This window comes from Variovorax paradoxus, assembly GCF_040544635.1.
Taxonomy (GTDB): Bacteria; Pseudomonadota; Gammaproteobacteria; order Burkholderiales; family Burkholderiaceae_C; genus Variovorax; species Variovorax paradoxus_R.
In genome coordinates this window covers 122,315-141,873 of the sequence record NZ_JBEPKJ010000004.1, presented here as the reverse complement: position 1 = coordinate 141,873, position 19,559 = coordinate 122,315, and the positions used below count along the sequence as shown (strand labels likewise).

General features: G+C 66.5%; 11 protein-coding genes. 8 read left to right on the top strand and 3 right to left on the bottom strand.

Annotated features, from left to right (window positions below; translation table 11 throughout):
• The first annotated feature begins 16 nt into the window (after positions 1–16).
• The 3 genes from ABIC94_RS08340 to ABIC94_RS08330 all read left to right on the top strand — a co-directional run bounded on the left by ABIC94_RS08340 (position 17) and on the right by ABIC94_RS08330 (position 3,330).
• On the top strand, positions 17–910 hold the full coding sequence (locus ABIC94_RS08340; protein WP_354372551.1) for a LysR substrate-binding domain-containing protein: 894 nt from the start codon (positions 17–19) through the stop codon (positions 908–910).
• Between the two features lie 286 nt (positions 911–1,196).
• Positions 1,197–1,874: a winged helix-turn-helix domain-containing protein gene (locus ABIC94_RS08335; RefSeq protein WP_354372550.1), complete on the top strand. Its 678-nt coding sequence runs from the start codon at positions 1,197–1,199 to the stop codon at positions 1,872–1,874.
• Between the two features lie 22 nt (positions 1,875–1,896).
• On the top strand, positions 1,897–3,330 hold the full coding sequence (locus tag ABIC94_RS08330; protein ID WP_354372549.1) for an ATP-binding protein: 1,434 nt from the start codon (positions 1,897–1,899) through the stop codon (positions 3,328–3,330).
• Here ABIC94_RS08330 and ABIC94_RS08325 read toward each other — a convergent pair.
• The 3 genes from ABIC94_RS08325 to ABIC94_RS08315 all read right to left on the bottom strand — a co-directional run bounded on the left by ABIC94_RS08325 (position 3,273) and on the right by ABIC94_RS08315 (position 13,437).
• Positions 3,273–4,616 (bottom strand): HlyD family type I secretion periplasmic adaptor subunit, encoded by a 1,344-nt coding sequence (locus tag ABIC94_RS08325; protein ID WP_354372548.1) that lies wholly within the window; start codon positions 4,614–4,616, stop codon positions 3,273–3,275. The genes ABIC94_RS08330 and ABIC94_RS08325 overlap by 58 nt on opposite strands.
• A gap of 21 nt (positions 4,617–4,637) precedes the next feature.
• The gene (locus ABIC94_RS08320; RefSeq protein WP_354372547.1) at positions 4,638–6,344 is read right to left on the bottom strand and encodes a type I secretion system permease/ATPase; all 1,707 of its coding nucleotides are present in this window, start codon (positions 6,342–6,344) and stop codon (positions 4,638–4,640) included.
• Positions 6,345–6,411: 67 nt separating this feature from the next.
• A complete protein-coding gene (locus ABIC94_RS08315; protein WP_354372546.1) occupies positions 6,412–13,437 on the bottom strand; it encodes a peroxidase family protein in 7,026 nt (2,341 codons plus the stop codon).
• Between the two features lie 201 nt (positions 13,438–13,638).
• On the opposite strand from ABIC94_RS08315, the gene ABIC94_RS08310 reads away from it, so the two are divergent.
• The 5 genes from ABIC94_RS08310 to ABIC94_RS08290 all read left to right on the top strand — a co-directional run bounded on the left by ABIC94_RS08310 (position 13,639) and on the right by ABIC94_RS08290 (position 19,549).
• Entirely contained in the window at positions 13,639–15,033 is a 1,395-nt protein-coding gene (locus ABIC94_RS08310; protein WP_354372545.1) for a TolC family outer membrane protein, read from the top strand.
• Between the two features lie 76 nt (positions 15,034–15,109).
• On the top strand, positions 15,110–15,562 hold the full coding sequence (locus ABIC94_RS08305) for a GNAT family N-acetyltransferase (RefSeq protein WP_354372544.1): 453 nt from the start codon (positions 15,110–15,112) through the stop codon (positions 15,560–15,562).
• Positions 15,563–15,718: 156 nt separating this feature from the next.
• Complete coding sequence (locus tag ABIC94_RS08300; RefSeq protein WP_354372543.1) at positions 15,719–16,684, top strand: MurR/RpiR family transcriptional regulator; 966 nt, start codon at positions 15,719–15,721, stop codon at positions 16,682–16,684.
• Positions 16,681–17,640, top strand: a complete 960-nt coding sequence (locus ABIC94_RS08295) for an isoaspartyl peptidase/L-asparaginase family protein (RefSeq protein ID WP_354372542.1) — start codon at positions 16,681–16,683, stop codon at positions 17,638–17,640. Before ABIC94_RS08300 ends, ABIC94_RS08295 begins: the two co-directional genes overlap by 4 nt.
• A gap of 31 nt (positions 17,641–17,671) precedes the next feature.
• Positions 17,672–19,549: a dipeptide ABC transporter ATP-binding protein gene (locus tag ABIC94_RS08290; RefSeq protein WP_354372541.1), complete on the top strand. Its 1,878-nt coding sequence runs from the start codon at positions 17,672–17,674 to the stop codon at positions 19,547–19,549.
• Positions 19,550–19,559: the final 10 nt, after the last annotated feature.

Below are 19,559 nucleotides of genomic sequence, written 5' to 3'. Positions count from 1 at the left end.
ACGCAGAATAGCAACGATGAGAAAAGACATTCCCAATCTGGGGGCGCTGCAAGCCTTCGAGGCCTCGGCGCGCCTGGGGAGCTTCACCCGGGCCGCGGCCGAGTTGGCGCTGACGCAAAGCGCCGTCGGGCGGCAGGTGGCCACGCTCGAGCAACGGTTGGGGGTGCCGCTGTTTTCGCGCGTGCGCCGGCGGCTCACCCTCACCGACACCGGTCGCGAATACGCCGCGCGCATCCGCCGGCACCTGGACCAGATCCGGCGCGACACGCTGGAAATCAGCGCCGGCCACGACATGGGTTTTGTGCTTGAAGTGGCGGTGGTGCCCACCTTTGCCACCCAATGGCTGATTCCGCGGCTGCCCGATTTCAGCCGGCAGCACCCCAACATCACCGTCAACCTCTCGGCGCGGGCGCAGCCCTTCTCCTTCCAGGAAAACGCCTTCGACGCGGCCATCTATTTCGGCGACCAGTTCTGGCCCAGCACGCAGGGCGGGCTGATCTTTTCCGAAGGCGAGATGGTTCCTGTCTGCAGCCCGGCGTTCCGCGATGCCAACGGCCTCTGGGACGAATCGGCCTTCGCGCGTTGCCGCCATGTGCACCTGAGCACGCGCGCGCATGCGTGGCGCGACTGGTATGCGCATCAAGGCTGGGACTACACGGTGCACGCCTCGCGCGGGCCGCGCTACGAGTTTTTCACGATGGTGACTGCCGCCGCGGCGGCCGGTATGGGCGTCGGCCTCGCGCCGCGCATCCTGATCGAACGCGAACTGCGAACCGGCGAACTCGTGATACCGATCGACCGGCACCTGGACGTGCGCCAGGGCTACTACTTCGCCTATCCCGAAGGCCCGCCCGCCTCAGGGGCGCTGGAGCACTTCAAGCGCTGGGTGCTCGGACTTACGCCGAGTTGAGTAATAGGTGTAGGAAAAAAGTTGCTATTTCGCTTATCCATCTATACATTGATACCGCCGGTTGCGTAACGCAATCCGGCACTTGACCCCCGCCGGCCACCCGCGCAAGCAGACGCCCCCGGAGAGCCGACATCGACCCAGCAAAGATCAATGGGCGAGGAGACAAGAATGGCTTCGAAAGTCCTCTTTCGAACAGGATTGCGCTGGCTCGCCCCGGGGCAAGCCTCGCTCGTCCAGCCCCGCCCCGCGTCCGGGCTGACCGGCGTTTGATTCAAGTCGGTGCCACATGCGCCTGCTCCTGGTCGAAGACAACGAACTGCTTGGAAGCGCCGTTCACAAAGGCCTGGTTCGAACTGGCTACGCCGTGGACTGGAATCGCCTGGGGAAAGACGTTCTCTCCTCGCTCGCGTCCTGCACCTACGACTGTGTGCTCCTTGACCTCGGTTTGCCCGACGTCACCGGAGACATATTGCTCAAGAGCATTCGAACGCGCGGCATCCCCATCTCGGTGATTGTGATCACGGCTCGCTGCGGCATCCGGGAACGGGTGCGCCTGCTCGACATGGGTGCCGATGACTACATGATCAAGCCGCTGGACCTGGACGAGGTGGCCTCCCGGGTCAGGGCCGTGCTGCGCCGCGCCAACGGCAAGACGCCCAGCGCCGCCGAGCCGGCGCACGGCCCGCTGAAGCTGCACCCCTCCCATCGCATGGCAACGCTGCATGGCAACGTCATTCCGCTGACCAACAAGGAGTTCTGGCTCCTGGAGATTCTGGTACGCCGCAAGAACCAGGTCCTTTCGCGCTCCCAGCTCGAAGAGGCGCTCTACACCTTCGACGTCGAGGTCGAGAGCAATGCGGTCGAGGTCCACGTCCATTTCCTGCGGCGCAAGTTCTCGCCCAAACTCATCCTCACGGTGCGAGGCGTCGGCTACCAGCTCGGACCCGAGAGCTGGAATGAATAAGCGGTCGGGCACCCCGTGGTCCTTGCGCCGCCGGCTGGCGGCGCTCGTGCTCTTCGTATGTGCCGCAACCCTGCTGGCGGCGGCCGCCGCCATGTACAGGGCCGACCACCTCTCCGACAAGAAAGTGCTCGATGCCCGCCTCGTTGCACTGGCGCACACGGCACTGGCGTTCGCGGAGCACGAGATCGCCGAAATCTCCGCGGAGGGACACGACGACGGCGTCCACGAAACCGGCGACACGCTCGGCACGCACTACCACTATCAGATATGGTCACCCGACGGACGGCTGCTTCTTCAAAGCCACAGGGCACCTTCGGGCGTCCCGATGCGGCCGCTCGCAGAGCGCGGCTTCGGCAAGGCGAATGTGGATGGCGAGAGCGTTCGGACGTATTCCGAAGCAGCTAAAAAGGGCGGCATGGTCGTCCAGATCGCGGAACGCGTGGGTTACCGCAAGGGCGCGATCGGCACCATCACCGGCTATTTTCTTTCCTTCCTGGCGATTCCGCTCTTGCTGATTTTCGTGAGTGCCTGGTGGTTCCTCAACCGTGCCCTTCGGTCTGTCGAGGGCTATGCTTCACAGCTTCGGGAACGCCACGCGCTCGACCTCACGGAACTGAATGCCGTGGACCCGCCTACCGAACTCAGACCGATGGTCGATTCCATCAATACATTGCTCGACCGTTTCAGGAAGGCGTTGTCGGTCGAGCGCGACTTCACCGTGATTGCCGCGCACGAGATGCGCACGCCGCTGGCCGGCCTGCGCGCGCAGGCCCAGCTGGCCGCCACGCTGGCCGGTTCGCCGCAAGAATTGTCGGCTTCCCTGCGTGGCCTGATGTCGGGCATCGATCAGGCCAGCTACCTTCTCGATCAGTTGCTCGACCTCGCCCGCATCGACAGTCTTGCTGTGACCGGCCATGCCCTGGACCCTGTGAGCCTGGAAGGAATCTACCGAGACGTGATGTCCGAACTCGGTCCTGCGGCAGCCCAGCGCGATCTCTCGCTGAAAACGCGATTCGAGGTACGGGAGCTGCTCGCCGAGGAGCTCGGCTTGCACTTGCTGATGCGCAACCTGATCGTCAACGCGATTCGCTTCACCCCCACCGGCGGGCGCATCGAGATCGGCAGCACGCGCAGCCGCCAGGCCGTTGTGCTCACCGTCGATGATTCCGGCCCCGGCATTCCCGCCAGCCGGCATGCGGAGGCGTTCCAGCGCTTCAATCGTCTCGGTCGCGTCGACGGACACGGCGTCGGGCTCGGGTTGTCGATCGTGCACGCAGTGGCCCAGGCGCACCACGCGCCGGTGCGCCTGCTCAAGTCGCCGTTGGGCGGCCTGCGGGCCGAGGTCCGGTTTCCGGCGACGGCTTCGGGAGCCCCCGCGCCTGAACGCAGCGAAGTGGTTCACATCTGCCTTGCCGCCCTGCGCAATGTGGACGTAATGGGGTCCAGAAGGTACTGAAGCGCGGTCTGGAATCCGCCGTCGATATAGACCTCGGCCGGCATTCCGGCCTGCATCTTCAGGTCGCCCACCGCCTTCACCGACTCGGAGTCGGCGAGGATGGAAACGCTGTAGTACGGCATCTGCGTGGACTTGTCGGTGAACCGGTCGCCCGATACATAGGTCACCTTGCCCATCACCATCGTGGCGTTGCGGTACTTGAAGGCAGTGAACTTGATGCGGGCGCTCTGCCCCACCAGGACGTTGTTCACTTCTTCGGGGCGTATCTGCGCCTCGATCATCAGCGCCGTGTTGCTCGGCACGATCTCGGCGATGGTTTCGCCGGGCCGCACCACCGAACCCGGCGAGGTGAACTTCAGGTCGATGATCTCGCCGGCTGCCGGCGCCAGCACGACCTGGCGCGTCGTGGCATCGTCGGACTTGCGCAGTTCCTGTTCGATCTCGCTCACCCGCGCCACCGTCGTCTTGAGTTGGTCGCTCGCCGAGCGAAGGTATTCGTTGACGATCGAATTGCTCTTGATGTCGGCATCGATCAGCCGCCCGTGGCCGCGCGCGAGTTCGGAGCGTCGTTCCTCCAGCTTGGAGGTGTAGTCGGCCACCGATGCTTCCATCTGGTTGATCCGCGCCGTCGAGACGAAGCCTTCCTGAACCAGGCCGCGATTGGCGTCGAGGTCGCGGTGCTGCAGGGCCAGGGATTCCTGCGCCTTGCTGCCCTGTGCCTCCAGTGCGCCGATTTCCTGCTGCACTCTCTGGCGCAACTGCCGCATCAGCGCCAGTTCGCTGTGCAGCGAATGCCGGCGCGCATTGAACAGCGACGATTCCTTGGCCATCGCATCCTGCAGGCGCGTGTCCTTGCGCGCTTCTGCCTGCAGGCTTTCGGAAAACACCAGCTTTTCGGCGCGGCGCTGCTCCGCGTCCAGCCGCTCCAGTGACGTGCGCTCCACCGCAAGGCGATAGGTGAGCCGGTTGCGGTCGGCGTCCACGCCCACGTCGCCGATGACCACCAGCGGTTCGCCCTCCTTGACCACCTGCCCGTCGCGCACGAGAACCTGCCGCACGATGCCGCCTTCCAGATGCTGGACCGGCCGCCGGTTCAAGTCCACCTTGACGTGCGCCGGAGCCACTACCGCCATGGCCAGCGGCGCGAGCCCGACCCACACGCCCAGTGGAATGACGATGCCCAGCACCGTCCACAGGCCCATGTTCATGAGGCGCCTGATCTGCTGTTCGCTGGTCTTGCGTTTCGGCGCCATGCCGACGCGTGGGAGCGTTTGTGCGTGCGTCATATGTTCCTGCCTTTTCCGGTCTTATGCCGTGCGCTCGCGTTCATGTTCACGTTCGCGTTCGGCGACTGCTGCTTGCGATTGCTTCTGCATCGCCTTCATCACCTCGCTGGCAGGCCCGAACTGTTTCACCTGCCCAGCCTCGAGGATGAGGATCTTGTCCACGTGCGCGACCAACGATGGGCGGTGCGTCACCACGATCGAGGTCACGCCCTCGGCGCGCAGGCTGCTGAGGGCGTGCGCCAGCGCAATTTCGCCTTCGGCGTCCAGGCTCGCATTCGGCTCGTCGAGCACCACCAGGCGTACGTCGCCGTACATCGCCCGGGCCAGCGCAATGCGCTGGCGCTGCCCCGGCGACAGCCGCGCGCCGCCGTCGCCGATGGGCGTGTCGTAGCCCTGCGGCAGCTGCAGGATCATGTCGTGGGCGTTGGCCCGCTTGGCGGCGGCAATGACCGCTTCGGCGTCCGGCTCCGCGAGGCGGCCGATGTTGTCCGCCACCGTGCCGTCGAACAACTCCACGTCCTGCGGCACGTAGCCGACCCAGGGCCCGAGTTCGCGGCGGGACCAGGTCGACAGGTCGGTGCCGTCCAGCCGGATCGTTCCGATGGTCGGCTGCCAGATGCCCGTCAGAAGGCGCGCCAGGGTCGATTTGCCGGCGGCGCTCGGCCCGATGATGGCCAGTGCTTCGCCGGCAGCGAGGTTCAGCGAGACGCCGGTCAGCGCCAGCTTCTCCGTGCCCGGCAGCCGCAGCGAGACGCCTTCGACCCGCAACTGGCCGACCGGCCGGGGCAGCGACATGTGCGGCTCGTCCTTGCCGAGGTGGCCGCACAGGTCCCGCAAGCGGCGATAGGCCGAGCGCGCTTCGTTCAGCACGCGCCAGCTGCCGACGATCTGCTCCACCGGCTGCAACGCGCGGCCGAGCAGGACGGTGGTGGCGATCATCACGCCCGCCGAAGCCGATTGCGTGAGAACCAGGTAGGCGCCGATGGACATCATCATGACCTGCACGGCCTGGCGCAAAAACCGCGAGGCGGCGCTGAACATCACGCTCGAATGGCTGGTGCTGCCTTGCAGCGCCAAGGCCTCGTCCTGCTGCTTGCGCCAGCGGCCCAGCAGGCGCTCGGTCATGCCCATGGCCTGCAGAACCTCCGCGTTGCGCAGCGATCCTTCCACGTAGCGCGACGCGCTGCGCGTTTCCTTCTGCACCGCATCCAGCGCCTTGCGGCTCATCCGGTCGTTGAGCCAGGCCAGGCCGATCATCACGATGGCGGCGCCCGCGGCACCCAGGCCCAGGGCCGGGTGGAAGAAGGCGATGACGGCCACATAGACCACGATCCACGGCGCATCCATCAGCGCCGTCAATCCGTTGGCCGAGAACAGGCCTCGCAGCGTGGCGATGTCGCGCATCGCATCCGGCCGCGCATTCAGCGGCGAACGGGCGGTGGCGGTAACGACCGCATGCACCACAGGCGGCGAGAGCCGCTCGTCGACGATGGTGCCGCTCAGGTGCTGCAAGCGCAGCCGCACGTAGTCGAGCACGAACAAGATGGCCAGCGCAGCGCCGACGCCCGCCAGCAAGACCCACAGCGTTTCGCGGCTGTTGGTGGGAATCACCCGGTCGAACACCTGCAGCATGAACAGCGCAGGCACCAGGTACAGCAGATTGATGACAAACGAGAAGAGCGCCATGTTGAACAACAGTGGCTTCATCTCGGTCCAGATCGGCTTCATGTTCTTGTCTCCTCCAGTATGCGGAGCAAGGCGCTTGCGCGCCCTGCTCCGTGCCTTGCCATGCCGTTCAGACGAAGTCGAAGTTGGCCGCCACCACCGCCGCATTGGCGCTGAAGGTGCCGATCAGCGTCAGTTCCCCTGCAGACGTCTCCCCTCCGCCGGCCTGAACCCATTGCCACAGCGAGAAGCTGTTGCCGTTGGTGTCGTTGATGACCAGCAGCGCGTCTTCGCCGGCGCCCGCGGTGATGGCGAACTCGGCGTTGAATGCCGCCGACACCGCCGCTGCGTTGCCGAGGTTCGCCGTCGTCACGCCTTCGCCTCCGACGCCGGTCAGCAGCAGCGCCTCGATGTCGCCGTTGCCCTGCCCGACCGTGACGTTCACCGTGCCGCCAGCACCGTTCCCCGTCCCGAACAGGAAGTTGTCGTTGTTGTTGCCGTCGTCCCAAGCCGTGTTGAGCGCCCCGGTGAACTCGATCCGGTCGTCTCCCGCCGCGGTAGGCCCATTGGCGTCGAAATTGCTGACCACGTCGCCGAACTCATTGGTCGCGCTGAACCTGAAGATGTCCTGGACGTTGTCGTTCGCCGCCCCCGAGTTGATGACGTCGGCGCCAATCCCGCCAATGAGGATGTCGCCTCCGGCCCCGCCGTTGATGGTGTCGTTGCCCGCTCCGCCGTTGAGCGTGTTGGCTCCGGCATTGCCCGTCAGGTTGTCGCTGCCCGATCCGCCGGTCACGTTCAGGATGCTGGCGATCGACGTGAAGCCGGACGCCGCACCCGTCGCCAGGTTGACCGTGACAGGCGTTGCGGAGGTCCCGTACGACAGCGTGTCGGCGTTGCCGCCGAGGTTGGCGCTGATTGACTCGACGCCGGTGACGGTGGCGCCTTCGAAGCCGGTGATGGCGCCGTTGTAGACGACATCCAGGACATCGTTGTTCGCCACGCCCGTGATGTTCAGCGTGTCGTTGCCGCCACCGCCGTCGATGGTGTCGGCGCCGCCGCCAATCGCATAGGTGAAAGTGTCGTTCCCCAAGCCGCCGTTCAGGACATTCGCGGCCGTGCTGCCGGAGATGGTGTCGGCGCCGGCGCCGCCGGTGAAGTTCTCGACAGACACCAGCACGTCGGAGTTGGCCGCATTGCTGCCCGAGCCACCGACCACGATCGGCGCCGCCCCGCCCAGGTTCACCGTGAGTGCCGCCGTGTAGGCCGAGTAGTTGGCGGTGTCCGTGCCGGCGCCGCCGTCGAGCGTGTCGCGCACGTTGTCGATCGTCGCGCTCAGCGTGTCGTTGCCCTCTCCGCCGCTCAGGAGGTTGACGACGCCGAGCCCCGCGGTTCCGCTCGCCGTCAGCGAGTCGGCGAAGGCGCTGCCCACCAGGTTCTCGATGCTCGAGAGCGTGTCGCTGCCCGCCCCGCCGGTGGCTTGCGCCGCGGCAATGGCCAGCGACACCGTGACGCCCGCCGTCGCCGTGGCATAGCTCGCGGTATCGCTGCCGCCGCCGCCCGTCAGCACGTTGTTGCCGGCGTTGCCGGTGATCACGTTGGCCGACCCGTTGCCGGTGCCGTTGATGTTGCCGGTGCCCAGCAGGGTCAGGTTCTCGACGTCTGCATCGGTGATGGTGTAGGTGACGGTCGACTGCACGGTATCGGTGCCGCCGCCTCCGCCCTCGATGACGGTGTCGCCGGTGTTGTCCACCAGGAAGGTGTCGTCGCCTGCGCCGCCGTTCATCGCGTCGGTGCCGATGCCGCCGTCCAGCGTGTCGTTGCCGTCGTTGCCGTTCAGCGCGTCGTTGCCGATGCCGCCGGTCAGCACGTCGTCGTCGTCGCCCCCGTTGAGCGTGTCGTTGCCGTCGCCGCCCAGGAGCGTGTCGATGCCCAGACCGCCGTTCAAGGTGTCGTTGCCGCCGAGCCCGCTCAGCGTGTCGGCGAGGTCACCGCCGCTGATGACGTTGTTCAGGGCGTTGCCGGTTCCGACGAACGGGTCGGCGTCGATGCCGGTGTAGGTCAGGTTCTCCACGTTGGCGACGAGCTCCAGCGAGTAGGCGGCCATCTCGGTCTGCACTTCGTCCGTTCCGGCGGCCGCCGCCTCCACGACCACGTCGCCCAAGTCGTCCACGATGTAGGTGTCGTTGCCGGCCAGGCCGACCATCGTGTCTGCATCCAGGCCGCCGTCGAGCACGTCGTTGTCGCCAACGCCCGAGCCGCCCACCAGCAGGTCGTCGCCGATTCCGCCGTTGAGTTCGTTGTCGCCAGTGCCGCCGAAGATCAGGTCGTTGCCGCTGCCGCCAGTGATGACGTCATCGGTGCCGTTCTCGCCCGCGATGAAGTTATTGACGATCGAGGCCGCCAGGTTGATGGTGCGCCCCCCGCCCGTGGGGTCGAGCCGGCTCACCAGGTAGTCCTCCGTGCCGAGCAGGTAACCCTCGAAGGTGGCATCGCCGAAGTTGATGCGCTCCACGCCGGTGCCGGCCACGTTGCCTGTGAAGTGGTTGGCGACGGTGACCGTCTGGCCGTTGAAGTTGAGGACCAGGCTACCGGTGGCGGTGTTGGTGTTGTTGTCCGCGGCATTGAGCCCGGTGATCGGGTTGAGCGTTCCGGCGACAGGATCCAGCACGCCCGGCACGATGACGATGCGGTCGGCGGTGCCGCCACTCGTCGCGCTGACGCCTTCGTTGATCGTGTCGCTGCCGTCCGCGAGGCCGAAGGTGTAGGTGTCGTCGCCCAGGCCGCCGTTGAGCACGTCGTTGCCGATGCCGCCGCTCAGCTGGTCGTTGCCCGCGCCGCCGTTGAGCGTGTCGGCGCCCGCGCCGCCGATCAGCACGTCGTTGCCGCCGTTGCCGTTCAACGTGTCGTTGCCACCGAAGCCCAGCAGCAGGTCGTTGCCTTCGCCGCCGTTGAGCACGTCATCGCCGTTAGTGCCGGCGACGATCGTGAGGGTGGCATCCGTGAACTGCAGGCGTTCGATGCCGCTCAGCGTGTCGGTGCCTTCGATCGGGTCGATGCCGATGTCGGTGACCGTGAGCCTGCCGTCGGCGGTGGAGCCGAAGGCGTAGTTGGCCAGCGGACCCAGGTAGGCGACCGTGTCGATGTCCGCGACGTTGTCGCCGTCTGACTTGATCGAGCGGACGATGGCCAGCTGCGCGGGATTGATATCTCGCGCGAACATGCTGTTGACCAGCGTCTTCATGCTGTTGTGCAGCGCGATGGGGGTGCCGGTATGGTTGGGGTCGTTGGTGGCGTAAACGCCGATCTGCACGTCGAGCCACTTGTCGCCGTCGATGATGTCATCGCCGCCGCGGCCCATGATGAGGTCGCTGCCGTCACCGCCGAGGATGATGTCGCCCGCCATGAAGCTGGTGACGCCGGCGCCGAGCACGGCCTGGAGGCCGGCGATGCGGGCGATGCCTGCCGCATCGAGCCGGCTGCCGGTGTAGCCCTCCGTGCCGCCCTGCGCGAACGGAAGCCGCTCGTCGGCGATGGTGTCGGCGCCGGTGAGCACGTCGTTGAAGCGCGTGCCCGAAAGGCCTTCGACCGATTCGTAGGCATCCAGCGTTCCGTTCTGGGGCGGCGTCGGGTTCTCGTCGAACACGATGGCGCGTGTCAGGTCGGCATTGACGAAGGCGGTGTTGTCCTTGTAGGTCGCCCAGTCCCAGCCCGACATGCCGGCCAGCTTGCCGCGGCCGGGGCTGCCCACCATGATGTCGTCGCCGCCCTCGGCAATGAACTCGTCGAAGCCGCCGTCGCCCAGGAACACGTCGTGGCCGACGATCCCGTCTTTTGCAAAGATCTCGTCGAAACTGTCGCCGGGCGCACCGTCGAAGGTTCCGGTCTCGATCCAGTCGTCGCCCTCGTTGCCCAGAATGCGCTCGGCATTCTTGCTGCCCAGGATGAAGTCGTTGCCTTCGCCCGCGAAGACTTCCGAGCCCGCGTCGGTGCCCAGGACGATGAAGTCCTGCCCCCTGCCGCCCATGATCAGGTCGAGGCCCGGGCCGCCGTGAACCACGTCGTTGCCGTCGCCCGCCTTGATGTTGTCGTCCCCGCCCAGGTCCCTGACGATATCGTCGCCCGCTCCCGCATTGATGATGTCGTTGCCGGCGCCGCCTTCGAGGTTGTCGTTGCCGCCGTCGCCATGAATGGTGTCGTCGCCCTCGCTCGCAATGATGATGTCATTGCCCTCGGTACCGCCGAGCACCACGTGCTGGTCGCCCGTGTACTTCAGGTAGTTGGTGTCCGGCCCGACCGTGGCGGGGTTGTTGCGAACCACCAGCGGCGTCAGGATGCCGCCGCCTACCGGGTCGGTGCTCTCGAGGTCTCCGTCGCCATCCAGGTCGTTGAACTGTCTTGTGATGTCCACCTCGAGCGCCAGGCCCGGCGTCGAGAACACGTCCGACGGCAGGTGCGTCGCGTTCGTGTTGGTCATGATCATTTCAGCGAACGAGTTGTTCTCCATTTCGCCGAACAGGTGCAGGCCGTCGAGCCGCTGCAGATAGTAGAAGCGGTCGCCGTTCTGCAGGCTCTCCATCTGGTTCTCGAACACGAAGTTGAAGGTCGAGCCGAGCATGCCGCCGAACGGAAGAATCTTCTCTGCGAGGCCGCCGATCCACAGGTCGATGTTGTCCAGGCCGGTGATGGTGACGCCATTGGCGTTGCTGGTCCAGGCGCCGGTGCCGTTGAGGAAGTCGACCGAGTCTTCAGGTACCAGCAGTCCGCCGACCGAAGCGCCCGTGATGATGGTCAGCGCCGCGTCGCGCTTGCCCTCGATCGTGGTCTGCCCGGTAATGAGCTGGTGCGTGCCATAGGCGGCGATGAAATTGATGATCGACGCTTCGTGCTTGAGATTGCCGGCAAAGTCGACCCAGCTGTCGTAGGGCCGGAGCTCGGCGGCGTTGTTGGTCGCGTTGTAGAACTCGCGCCGGGCGGCGTTGAGCGACGGCACGCCCGTGTCGCGGCCCCGCGCCAGGTTGATGGTCGCCAGGTCGAGCGGAAGGCCCAGCAGGTTGTTGCGCAGCGCGCTGGTCACGAACTCGTCGATCTCGTTGCCGACCTGCCGCGTCATGCCGCGGATGATCGCGCCAGCGGCAATGTCGTCGGTGATGGTATGGCCGGAGTCGAACGCCACCGGATTGAGGAAGCCCTCGATCAGGCCGATGTCCTGCGGGTTGAAGTTCGGATCGAAGCGATCGATCGACTCGGTGAGCATGGAGTGGCCGAAGCGGTACACCACATGCGCAAACTCGGCGACGATCGACGGATCGATCGTGACGTCGAAGCCGTCGGGAACGACGAACGGGTTGATCTGCGGTTGCACCTTGCGCGCAAACTCCTCGAACACCAGATGCTGGTATTGCATCTCGGTCGTGAACTTGGCGGACTGGAACAGGCGCTCGCCGTCCCAGACCAGCGTACTGAGGTCTACCGGCAAGGCCGCAACGTCTTCGAGCAGCCATTCGTTCAAGAAAGCCAGGTCCCCGCCCGCCGCGGTGGAAAGAATGACTTCCTTGTTGTGATCGACCATGCGGTTGTGCTCGGCATGGAAAACATGGTGAACGGCGGTCAGGCCGATGTTCTCGTTCACGCGGCCGTCGCCGGCGATGAAGTGGGCGTCGAGCAGTTCGTTGTCGTACTCGGTGTCGCCATTGCCCGGGTTGCCCAGGCCAATGGTGATGTCGCCGTCGGCGATCTTGCCGATAGGAACGGCTTCATGCGCGATATCGGCCAGGAAGGCATGGCCGGTGCGAAGCGCAAGCGCCGTCGTCGGGTTGACGGGGCTGCCCGGCGTGCCGGAGACGACGATGTCGTCGGCCGTGTTCGGAATGCCATCGACGCCGATGCCGGTGATGACCTGCGCGAACCCGGTCACCGGGTCGGGAATGAAGTTGCCGTACTGGTCCGTTCTGAGCAAGGGCACGCTGCCCACGTCGAAGTCGGTCAGTTGGATGCCCAGGAGCAGGGCTTGCGCCTTGACCTCGCCCCACGTCGCCATGCCGCCGTTTGCGCCTTCGATCAGCTTGCCGGTTGCAACCGGCACGCCCTGGTCATTCAACTCGTACTGGCGCAGGAACACCTGGTGCGAAGAATGCGAGGTGTAGGTCTGGTTCTGGTCGACGAAGGACGTGGTGGTGTTCACCGGCCCGACATCGTCCGCCGTTCCCATGATGCCGTCCTGCCCGGCGGACACCGTGGCGCGCGTCAGCACCATGAAGTTGGTGTTGCTGCCGGGAACATAAAGCGGGTCGTCCGGCTGCAGGGGAATGAAGACCGTGCCGCTGCCGCCCTTGTTGACGAGGTCGAGCCCGTGGTCGAAGAACTGGCCGAACAGCGTGAACCATGAATTGAACGAGGCCGAGAGGCCGACGTCCGGCGAGATGTTGGGCAGGCTGACGTTGTCGCCTTCCATCACGATGCCGTAGGGCGCGACGGCGGCGTCGCGCACCGCGCGGGCGTCTTCCAGCGCGGTGACCGTCACTGCATGATCCGCCTCCGCGGCGGCGGCGGCATCGAGGGCAGCCTGCTCTGCCGGCGTGGGGGGCGTGTTGGGGTCGCCATCACCGAGTTCCTCCGCAGCGGCACGGGCGTTCTGCGCCACGACGCGGGCCTGGTACTCGGCATCGGAAGCGGGCTTGAAGGCCTGATAGATGACGGTGATGGCCGCAAGGTCGGCCATGGAGTCGGCCGAGCCGGCGCGGTCGAGCGCGGTCAGGATCGCGGCCGGGTTGCCCAGGGTCTGGTCGACCAGCAGGTTGGAAATGGTGCGCAGGCTGGAGTCGAAGACGAGCGAGTTCGGGTTGTTGCTCGGGGTGTAGGTCGCCGACGTCGGCATTGCAGGCGCGGGGCCGGGGCCGTCGGGATCGAATAGCGTGCCGTCTGCGGGCCGGTACACCGGGTCCATCAGCGACGGGAACTGTTGGTCTGCCGCCCCCCACGTTTCATGAAGCAGGTTGTTGTACGTGCCATCGACCGTACGCAGACCCCAGCTGACGTTGTACGCGGGCACCAGGCCACCGGGCCCGAACAACGGCTGCCCCGCGGCATGCGCCTCGGAGAGCTTGATCTGGGCAAGGATGAACTCGAGGTCTGCTTGATTGACAGTGACTGACATGGCGCGGCTCCTCTGGTGGGTAAGTGGGAATAGTTAAAAGCGTTACTTCCGCCACAGACGAGTCTTTGCCCCGACTCTTAAGATTTCCTTAAGCAATTGGTAGTAATTTCAATCGACACGCCGAAGCCTCCTGCACACGCAGGCACAGTCTTCAGCGGGTGACGCCGGTCCGCAGAAGATCAATGTCCGGAGGAGACAAAAATGAAAGCCTCGCGTTGCGCTGCATCGGCAAGCAAGCCGCTGGCCCTGCTGTTGGCGCTGGCCGCGGCGCCGGCATCCGCACAGAGCCTGGCCGCGCTTTACCAGTCGGCGCGCAGCTACGACGCCGTCTTCCAGGGCGCACGCGCCCAGTACGACGCCAGCGTGGCGCGGGCGGCCCAGGCGCGCGCGGGTGTGCTGCCGGTCATCAACCTCACGGCGGGGGCCTCTTTCACCGAGCAGGACGTGTCCGCCGGCAACGCCACGTTCACGCGTGGCGTCAGTGCGCGGAACGTGGGCGTCAACCTGATCCAGCCCCTGTATCGACCTGCCAACTGGGCGACCTACGAGCAAGGCAAGCGCCAGGAGGAGATGGCCCGGGCGCAGCTGACCCTGGCCGAGCAGGACCTCATCGTGCGCGTGAGCCAGGCGTACTTCGACGTGCTCGCGAGCCAGGACAGCCTGGCGCTGGTGCGGGCGCAGAAGATCGGCGTCGCGGAACAGTTCGCCTTCGCCAAGCGCAATTTCGAAGTCGGCACCTCGACCATTACCGACGCGCGCGAAGCCCAGGCCCGCTACGACCTCGTCATTGCGCAGGAGATTGCCGCCGAGAACGACCTGCAGGTCAAGAAGCTCGTCCTCGACCAGCTCGTCGGGCAGCTCGGCAGCGTGCCGACGCCGCTTGCCGCCCCGGTTGTGCTGCCCGTGCTGACACCGGGCGATGTGCATGCCTGGCTCGCGCAGGCCGAGGCCGCGCATCCGGCCATCGTTCAGGCGGCCCTTGCGGTGGAGGTTGCAACGCTCGAGATCCGCAAGGCCGAGGCCGGGCACAAGCCCACGATCGATGCCCAGCTGGGCTACAACGTCAGCACCAACCCGCAAGGCAACTCCCCCACCGCCTCGGCCGACAAGGTGCGGGTGGCCGGGGCCAGCATCGGCGTGGTCTTGAACATGCCGCTGTTCGCCGGTTTCGCGACCGAGAACCGCGTAAGAGAAACCCTGGCGCTCGAAGACCAGTCGCGCGCCTCGCTCGAGAACACGCGCCGCAGCGTCTCGGTCTCCACCCGTGCCGCCTATCTCGGGCTGGTGTCGGGCGCCAGCCAGGTGAAGGCGCTCGAGGCCGCGGAAGCGTCGAGCCAGGTGGCGCTGGACGCGAACCGCATGGGCTACCGGGTGGGGGTGCGCATCAACATCGACGTGCTCAATTCGCAAAGCCAGCTGTACCAGACCAAGCGCGATCTGGCGCTGGCGCGCTACAACGTACTGCTGGGCGACCTGCGCCTGCGCCAGGCGAACGGCACGCTGACAGCCGACGCCCTCGCGGTGCTCAACGCCACCCTGGCGCTCGACGGCAGGCCAGCCGTCGACAGCGCTGCCCCTGTGGCGCGCCCGCGGTAGCACCGGCGAACGCCGATGGGAGGTCGACGCCCATCCGGGATTCAATAAGATTCGCCGGATCCAAAGAAGCCTCCGCATGAACATTGCTCTCGAACACCCCGACCAGCCCGAGGTCGTCCGGCTCATAGAGGCGCTCGACGCCTACCAGAAGCCGCTTTATCCGCCCGAGTGCCACTACGGCATCGACATTGCCGCGCTCTCGGCGGCGCATGTGCTGTTTGCGGTTGCGCGCGACGAGCACGGAGCGGCCGTGGGCTGCGGCGCCATGGTGCTGGAGCCCGCATACGGCGAGCTCAAGCGGATGTTCGTGCGGCCGGAAAACCGCGGACAAGGCGTTGCCGCAAGGGTGCTGGCCTTTCTCGAAACCGAGGCGCTCGGCAAGGGATGCACGCGATTCGCGCTGGAGACCGGCATCAGCCAGCCGGAAGCGCTGGCTTTCTACGCCAGCGCGGGCTACGTGAAGCGAGGGCCGTTCGGGAGTTACCCGGACGACCCGTTCAGCGTGTTCATGGAAAAAAGCTCCGCCTAGTCTCAGGCCGGCAATCTCCGCGCCTCTCTCACATCGGCCCCTCGCGGGCCCGAAATTTGCTCATTCGATCAAAAATGACAGAAAATTTTCTTTTTTGTCTTATATTTGAAAACTGATTTACATAAAGCACCCCCTTTGGAGTGCACGGCCCCACGAATGAGCACCAACGTCGACACCACTGGCACCACCGTGGCCCAGCGCATTGCGCAGGCGCTGCCGCGGCTGACGCGCTCGCACCGCCAGGTGGCCGACTACGTGCTGGAGCATCCGCTGCAGGTCGCCACGCTGCCGATCGACGAGCTCGCCGCGGTGGTGGGGGTGTCGGTTGCCACCGCCAACCGCTTTGCCCGGGCATTGGGTTTCGACGGCTACGCCACCTTCCGCGCCGAGCTCGTGCGCGGCTTCGAATCGCTGGTGGCGCCGGTGGAACGCCTGCGCGGCAATCTCGAACATCCGACCACGGTGGCCGAAGTGTTTGCCACCGCGCTCGACGAGAGCCGCCGCAACATCGAAGCCACGCGCCAGTCGCTGGACTACGCCGCCTGCGAGGCCGCGGTGCAGCGCATCCTGAAGGCGCGTTCGATCTTCATCGGCGGCTTCGGTGCCAGCGCATGGCTTGCGGGCCTGCTGCAGCACGGGCTCGACGGCAGCTGCAACGACGTGCGCATGCTCTCCAGCGTCAGCGGCGTCACGCATGCGGCGCGCACGCTCACGCATGCGGGTCCGCAGGACCTGTTCATCGGGCTGACCTTTCCGCGCTACCTCACGGACACGGTGGCGCTGGCGCAGATCGCAAAGGGCCAGGGCTGCGCCGTGCTGGCGTTGACCGATCGCCCGAGCTCGCCGCTGGCGCCGCTGGCCGACGTGGCGCTTTATTGCCAGACCGAAACCAGCTACCGGCCGAACTGCGAAACCAGCGTGCTGGCATTGATCGAGGCGCTGACCAGCGCGGTTGCGCTGCGCGCGCCCCGCGCGGTGCAGTCCGCGAGCCGCATCCTGCAGGCCGTGCGGCCCTGGCTGCACGGCGCGCAAGGCCTGCCGCGGGCGGACTTTTCCTCCGCGCAACTCGCCAGCGCCGCCCCGGCCGGCACCCACAAGAAAAAGAAGAAAGCTTCCCGATGAAGAACAACAGCATCCCCGTCATCGCCATTCATGGCGGTGCCGGAACCATCAGCGCCGCCACGACCAGTACGGCGCAGGCGCAGGCCTATCACGACGCGCTGCAGAACATCGTGCGCGCCGCGCAATCGGCGCTTCTCAAGGGCGCATCCGCGCTCGACGCCACCTGCCTGGCCGTCGAAATGCTCGAAGAGTGCCCGCTCTTCAACGCCGGCCACGGCGCGGTTTTCACGCACGAGGAAACCCACGAGCTCGACGCCGCCGTGATGGACGGCGCAACGCTCGCCGCCGGTGCCATTGCAGGCGTGTGCCACGTGCGCCGCCCGGTGCGCGCCGCGCGCGCCGTGCTCGAAGACGGCGCGCATGTGCTCCTCGCCGGCGCGGGCGCCGAAGCCTTCGCGCGTGATCACGGGCTCGAAATGGTCGAACCCTTTTTCTTCTCGACCGAAGCGCGCCGCCAGCAGCTCTACCGCGTGCGCGATACCGGCCGCGTGGTGACCGATCACGAAGGCGCGGCCATGACGCCGCCGCTCGACGAAGACAAGAAGTTCGGCACCGTGGGTGCCGTGGCGCTCGACATGAACGGCCACCTGGCCGCCGCCACGTCGACGGGCGGCATGACCAACAAGCGCGTCGGCCGCATCGGCGATTCGCCGCTGATCGGCGCCGGCACCTATGCCGACGACCGCACCGCTGCCGTCTCGTGTACCGGCAGCGGCGAAATGTTCATCCGCGTTGCGGCTGCCTACGACATCTGCGCGCGCATGGCCTACGGCGGCGCGACGCTCGAAGCCGCCGCGCATGCCGTGGTGCATCAATCGCTGCCCGCCATCGGCGGCACCGGCGGGCTGATCGCCGTCGACCTCCACGGCAACCTGAGCCTCGCCTTCAACACCGAAGGCATGTACCGCGGCCATGCACGCGGCGACGAAGCCCCCGTGACCGCCATCTTCGCCTGACACGCCCGCGCCCTCTTTCCCTCGCACTCCCATGTCTACCCCTGCCCTCGCCCTGCCGGACGGCCGCGTTCTCGCCGTCGACGATCTCACCGTGCGCTTCTCGACCTCCGAGCGCACGGTCGATGCCGTCAAGAACCTCTCCTTCCACGTCGACCACGGCGAAACGCTTGCGGTGGTGGGCGAATCGGGCTCGGGCAAGTCGGTGACCTCGCTCGCGCTGATGCGGCTGGTGGAGCACGGCGGCGGCCGCATCCTCGGCGGGCGCATGGCGTTCCGCCGCCGCAACGGCGAGGTGCTCGATCTGGCGCAGGCGCGCGACGCCGAGATGCGCAACATCCGCGGCGCGGACATCGCGATGATCTTCCAGGAACCGATGACCTCGCTGAACCCGGTGTTCACCGCCGGCGAGCAGATTGCCGAGGCCATCCGCATCCACCAGGGCAAGAGCAACGCGGCCGCGCGCGCCGAGGCCTTGCGCATGCTGGAGCTGGTGCGCATTCCCGAAGCGCGCAACGTGCTCGACCGCTTTCCGCACCAGCTGTCGGGTGGCATGCGCCAGCGCGTGATGATCGCGATGGCGCTCTCGTGCAAGCCGCAGCTGCTGATTGCCGACGAGCCCACCACCGCGCTCGACGTGACGATCCAGGCGCAGATCCTCCAGCTCATTCGCGAGCTGCAGAAGGAGATGCACATGGGCGTGCTCTTCATCACGCACGACATGGGCGTGGTGGCCGAAATTGCCGACCGCGTGCTCGTGATGTACCGCGGCGACAAAGTGGAGGCAGGCAGTTCCGACACGGTCTTCGCCTCCCCCCAGCATCCGTACACGAAGGCGCTGCTGTCGGCCGTGCCCAAGCTCGGCGCCATGCAAGGCACCGACCTGCCCGCCAAGTTCGAACTGCTGCGCACCGAAGGCAGCCCCGACGCCGTGCCGGTCAGCGACGCCACGCCGCAAACCACGGTGCGCGAAGAAGCCGGCCCGATCCTGCGCGTGCGCGACCTCGTGACGCGCTTCGACGTGCGCAGCGGCTTCTTCGGCCGCGTGAAGCGCCGCGTGCATGCGGTCGAGAAGATCAGCTTCGACCTCTACCCCGGCGAAACGCTGGCGCTGGTGGGCGAATCGGGCTGCGGCAAGTCGACCACCGGCCGTTCGCTGCTGCGCTTGGTCGAAAGCCAGAGCGGTGCCATCGAGTTCGGCGGCCAGAACATCCGTGAGCTGCCGACGCGCGAACTGCAGGCGCTGCGCCGCAATATCCAGTTCATCTTCCAGGACCCGTTCGCCTCGCTCGATCCGCGCGTGACGGTCGGTTTCTCGATCATGGAGCCGCTCTTGATTCACGGCATCGCCAAGGGCGCCGAGGCGCAACAGCGCGTCGACTGGCTGCTGAAGAAGGTCGGCCTGCCGCCCGAGGTTGCGCAGCGCTATCCGCACGAGTTCTCGGGCGGACAGCGCCAGCGCATCGCGATTGCGCGCGCACTCGCGCTCAATCCCAAGGTGGTGGTGGCGGACGAATCGGTGTCGGCGCTCGACGTTTCCATTCAGGCGCAGATCGTCAACCTCATGCTCGACCTGCAGCGCGAGCTGGGCGTCGCGTTTCTCTTCATCTCGCACGACATGGCCGTGGTCGAGCGCATCAGCCACCGCGTGGCCGTGATGTACCTCGGGCAGATCGTCGAAATCGGCCCGCGCCGCGCCGTGTTCGAAGCACCGCAGCACGCCTACACCCGCAAGCTGATGGCCGCAGTGCCGGTGGCCGACCCGTCGCGCCGCCACAAGCCGCGCGCGCTGCTCGAAGGCGAGATCCCGAGCCCGATCCGCGCGGTGGGCGACGAGCCCGACGTGCCGCCGCTGGTGCAGGTTGCGCCCGGCCACTTCGTGGCACGGCACGCCATCGGCGGGGCCTTCTGATTTTTTACGC

Coding starts and splice junctions, on each gene's coding strand:
- ABIC94_RS08340 (WP_354372551.1), top strand. CDS start 17: ATGAGAAAAGACATTCCCAATCTGGGGGCGCTGCAAGCCTTCGAGGCC.
- ABIC94_RS08335 (WP_354372550.1), top strand. CDS start 1,197: ATGCGCCTGCTCCTGGTCGAAGACAACGAACTGCTTGGAAGCGCCGTT.
- ABIC94_RS08325 (WP_354372548.1), bottom strand. CDS start 4,616: ATGACGCACGCACAAACGCTCCCACGCGTCGGCATGGCGCCGAAACGC.
- ABIC94_RS08320 (WP_354372547.1), bottom strand. CDS start 6,344: ATGAAGCCGATCTGGACCGAGATGAAGCCACTGTTGTTCAACATGGCG.
- ABIC94_RS08315 (WP_354372546.1), bottom strand. CDS start 13,437: ATGTCAGTCACTGTCAATCAAGCAGACCTCGAGTTCATCCTTGCCCAG.
- ABIC94_RS08310 (WP_354372545.1), top strand. CDS start 13,639: ATGAAAGCCTCGCGTTGCGCTGCATCGGCAAGCAAGCCGCTGGCCCTG.
- ABIC94_RS08305 (WP_354372544.1), top strand. CDS start 15,110: ATGAACATTGCTCTCGAACACCCCGACCAGCCCGAGGTCGTCCGGCTC.
- ABIC94_RS08300 (WP_354372543.1), top strand. CDS start 15,719: ATGAGCACCAACGTCGACACCACTGGCACCACCGTGGCCCAGCGCATT.
- ABIC94_RS08295 (WP_354372542.1), top strand. CDS start 16,681: ATGAAGAACAACAGCATCCCCGTCATCGCCATTCATGGCGGTGCCGGA.
- ABIC94_RS08290 (WP_354372541.1), top strand. CDS start 17,672: ATGTCTACCCCTGCCCTCGCCCTGCCGGACGGCCGCGTTCTCGCCGTC.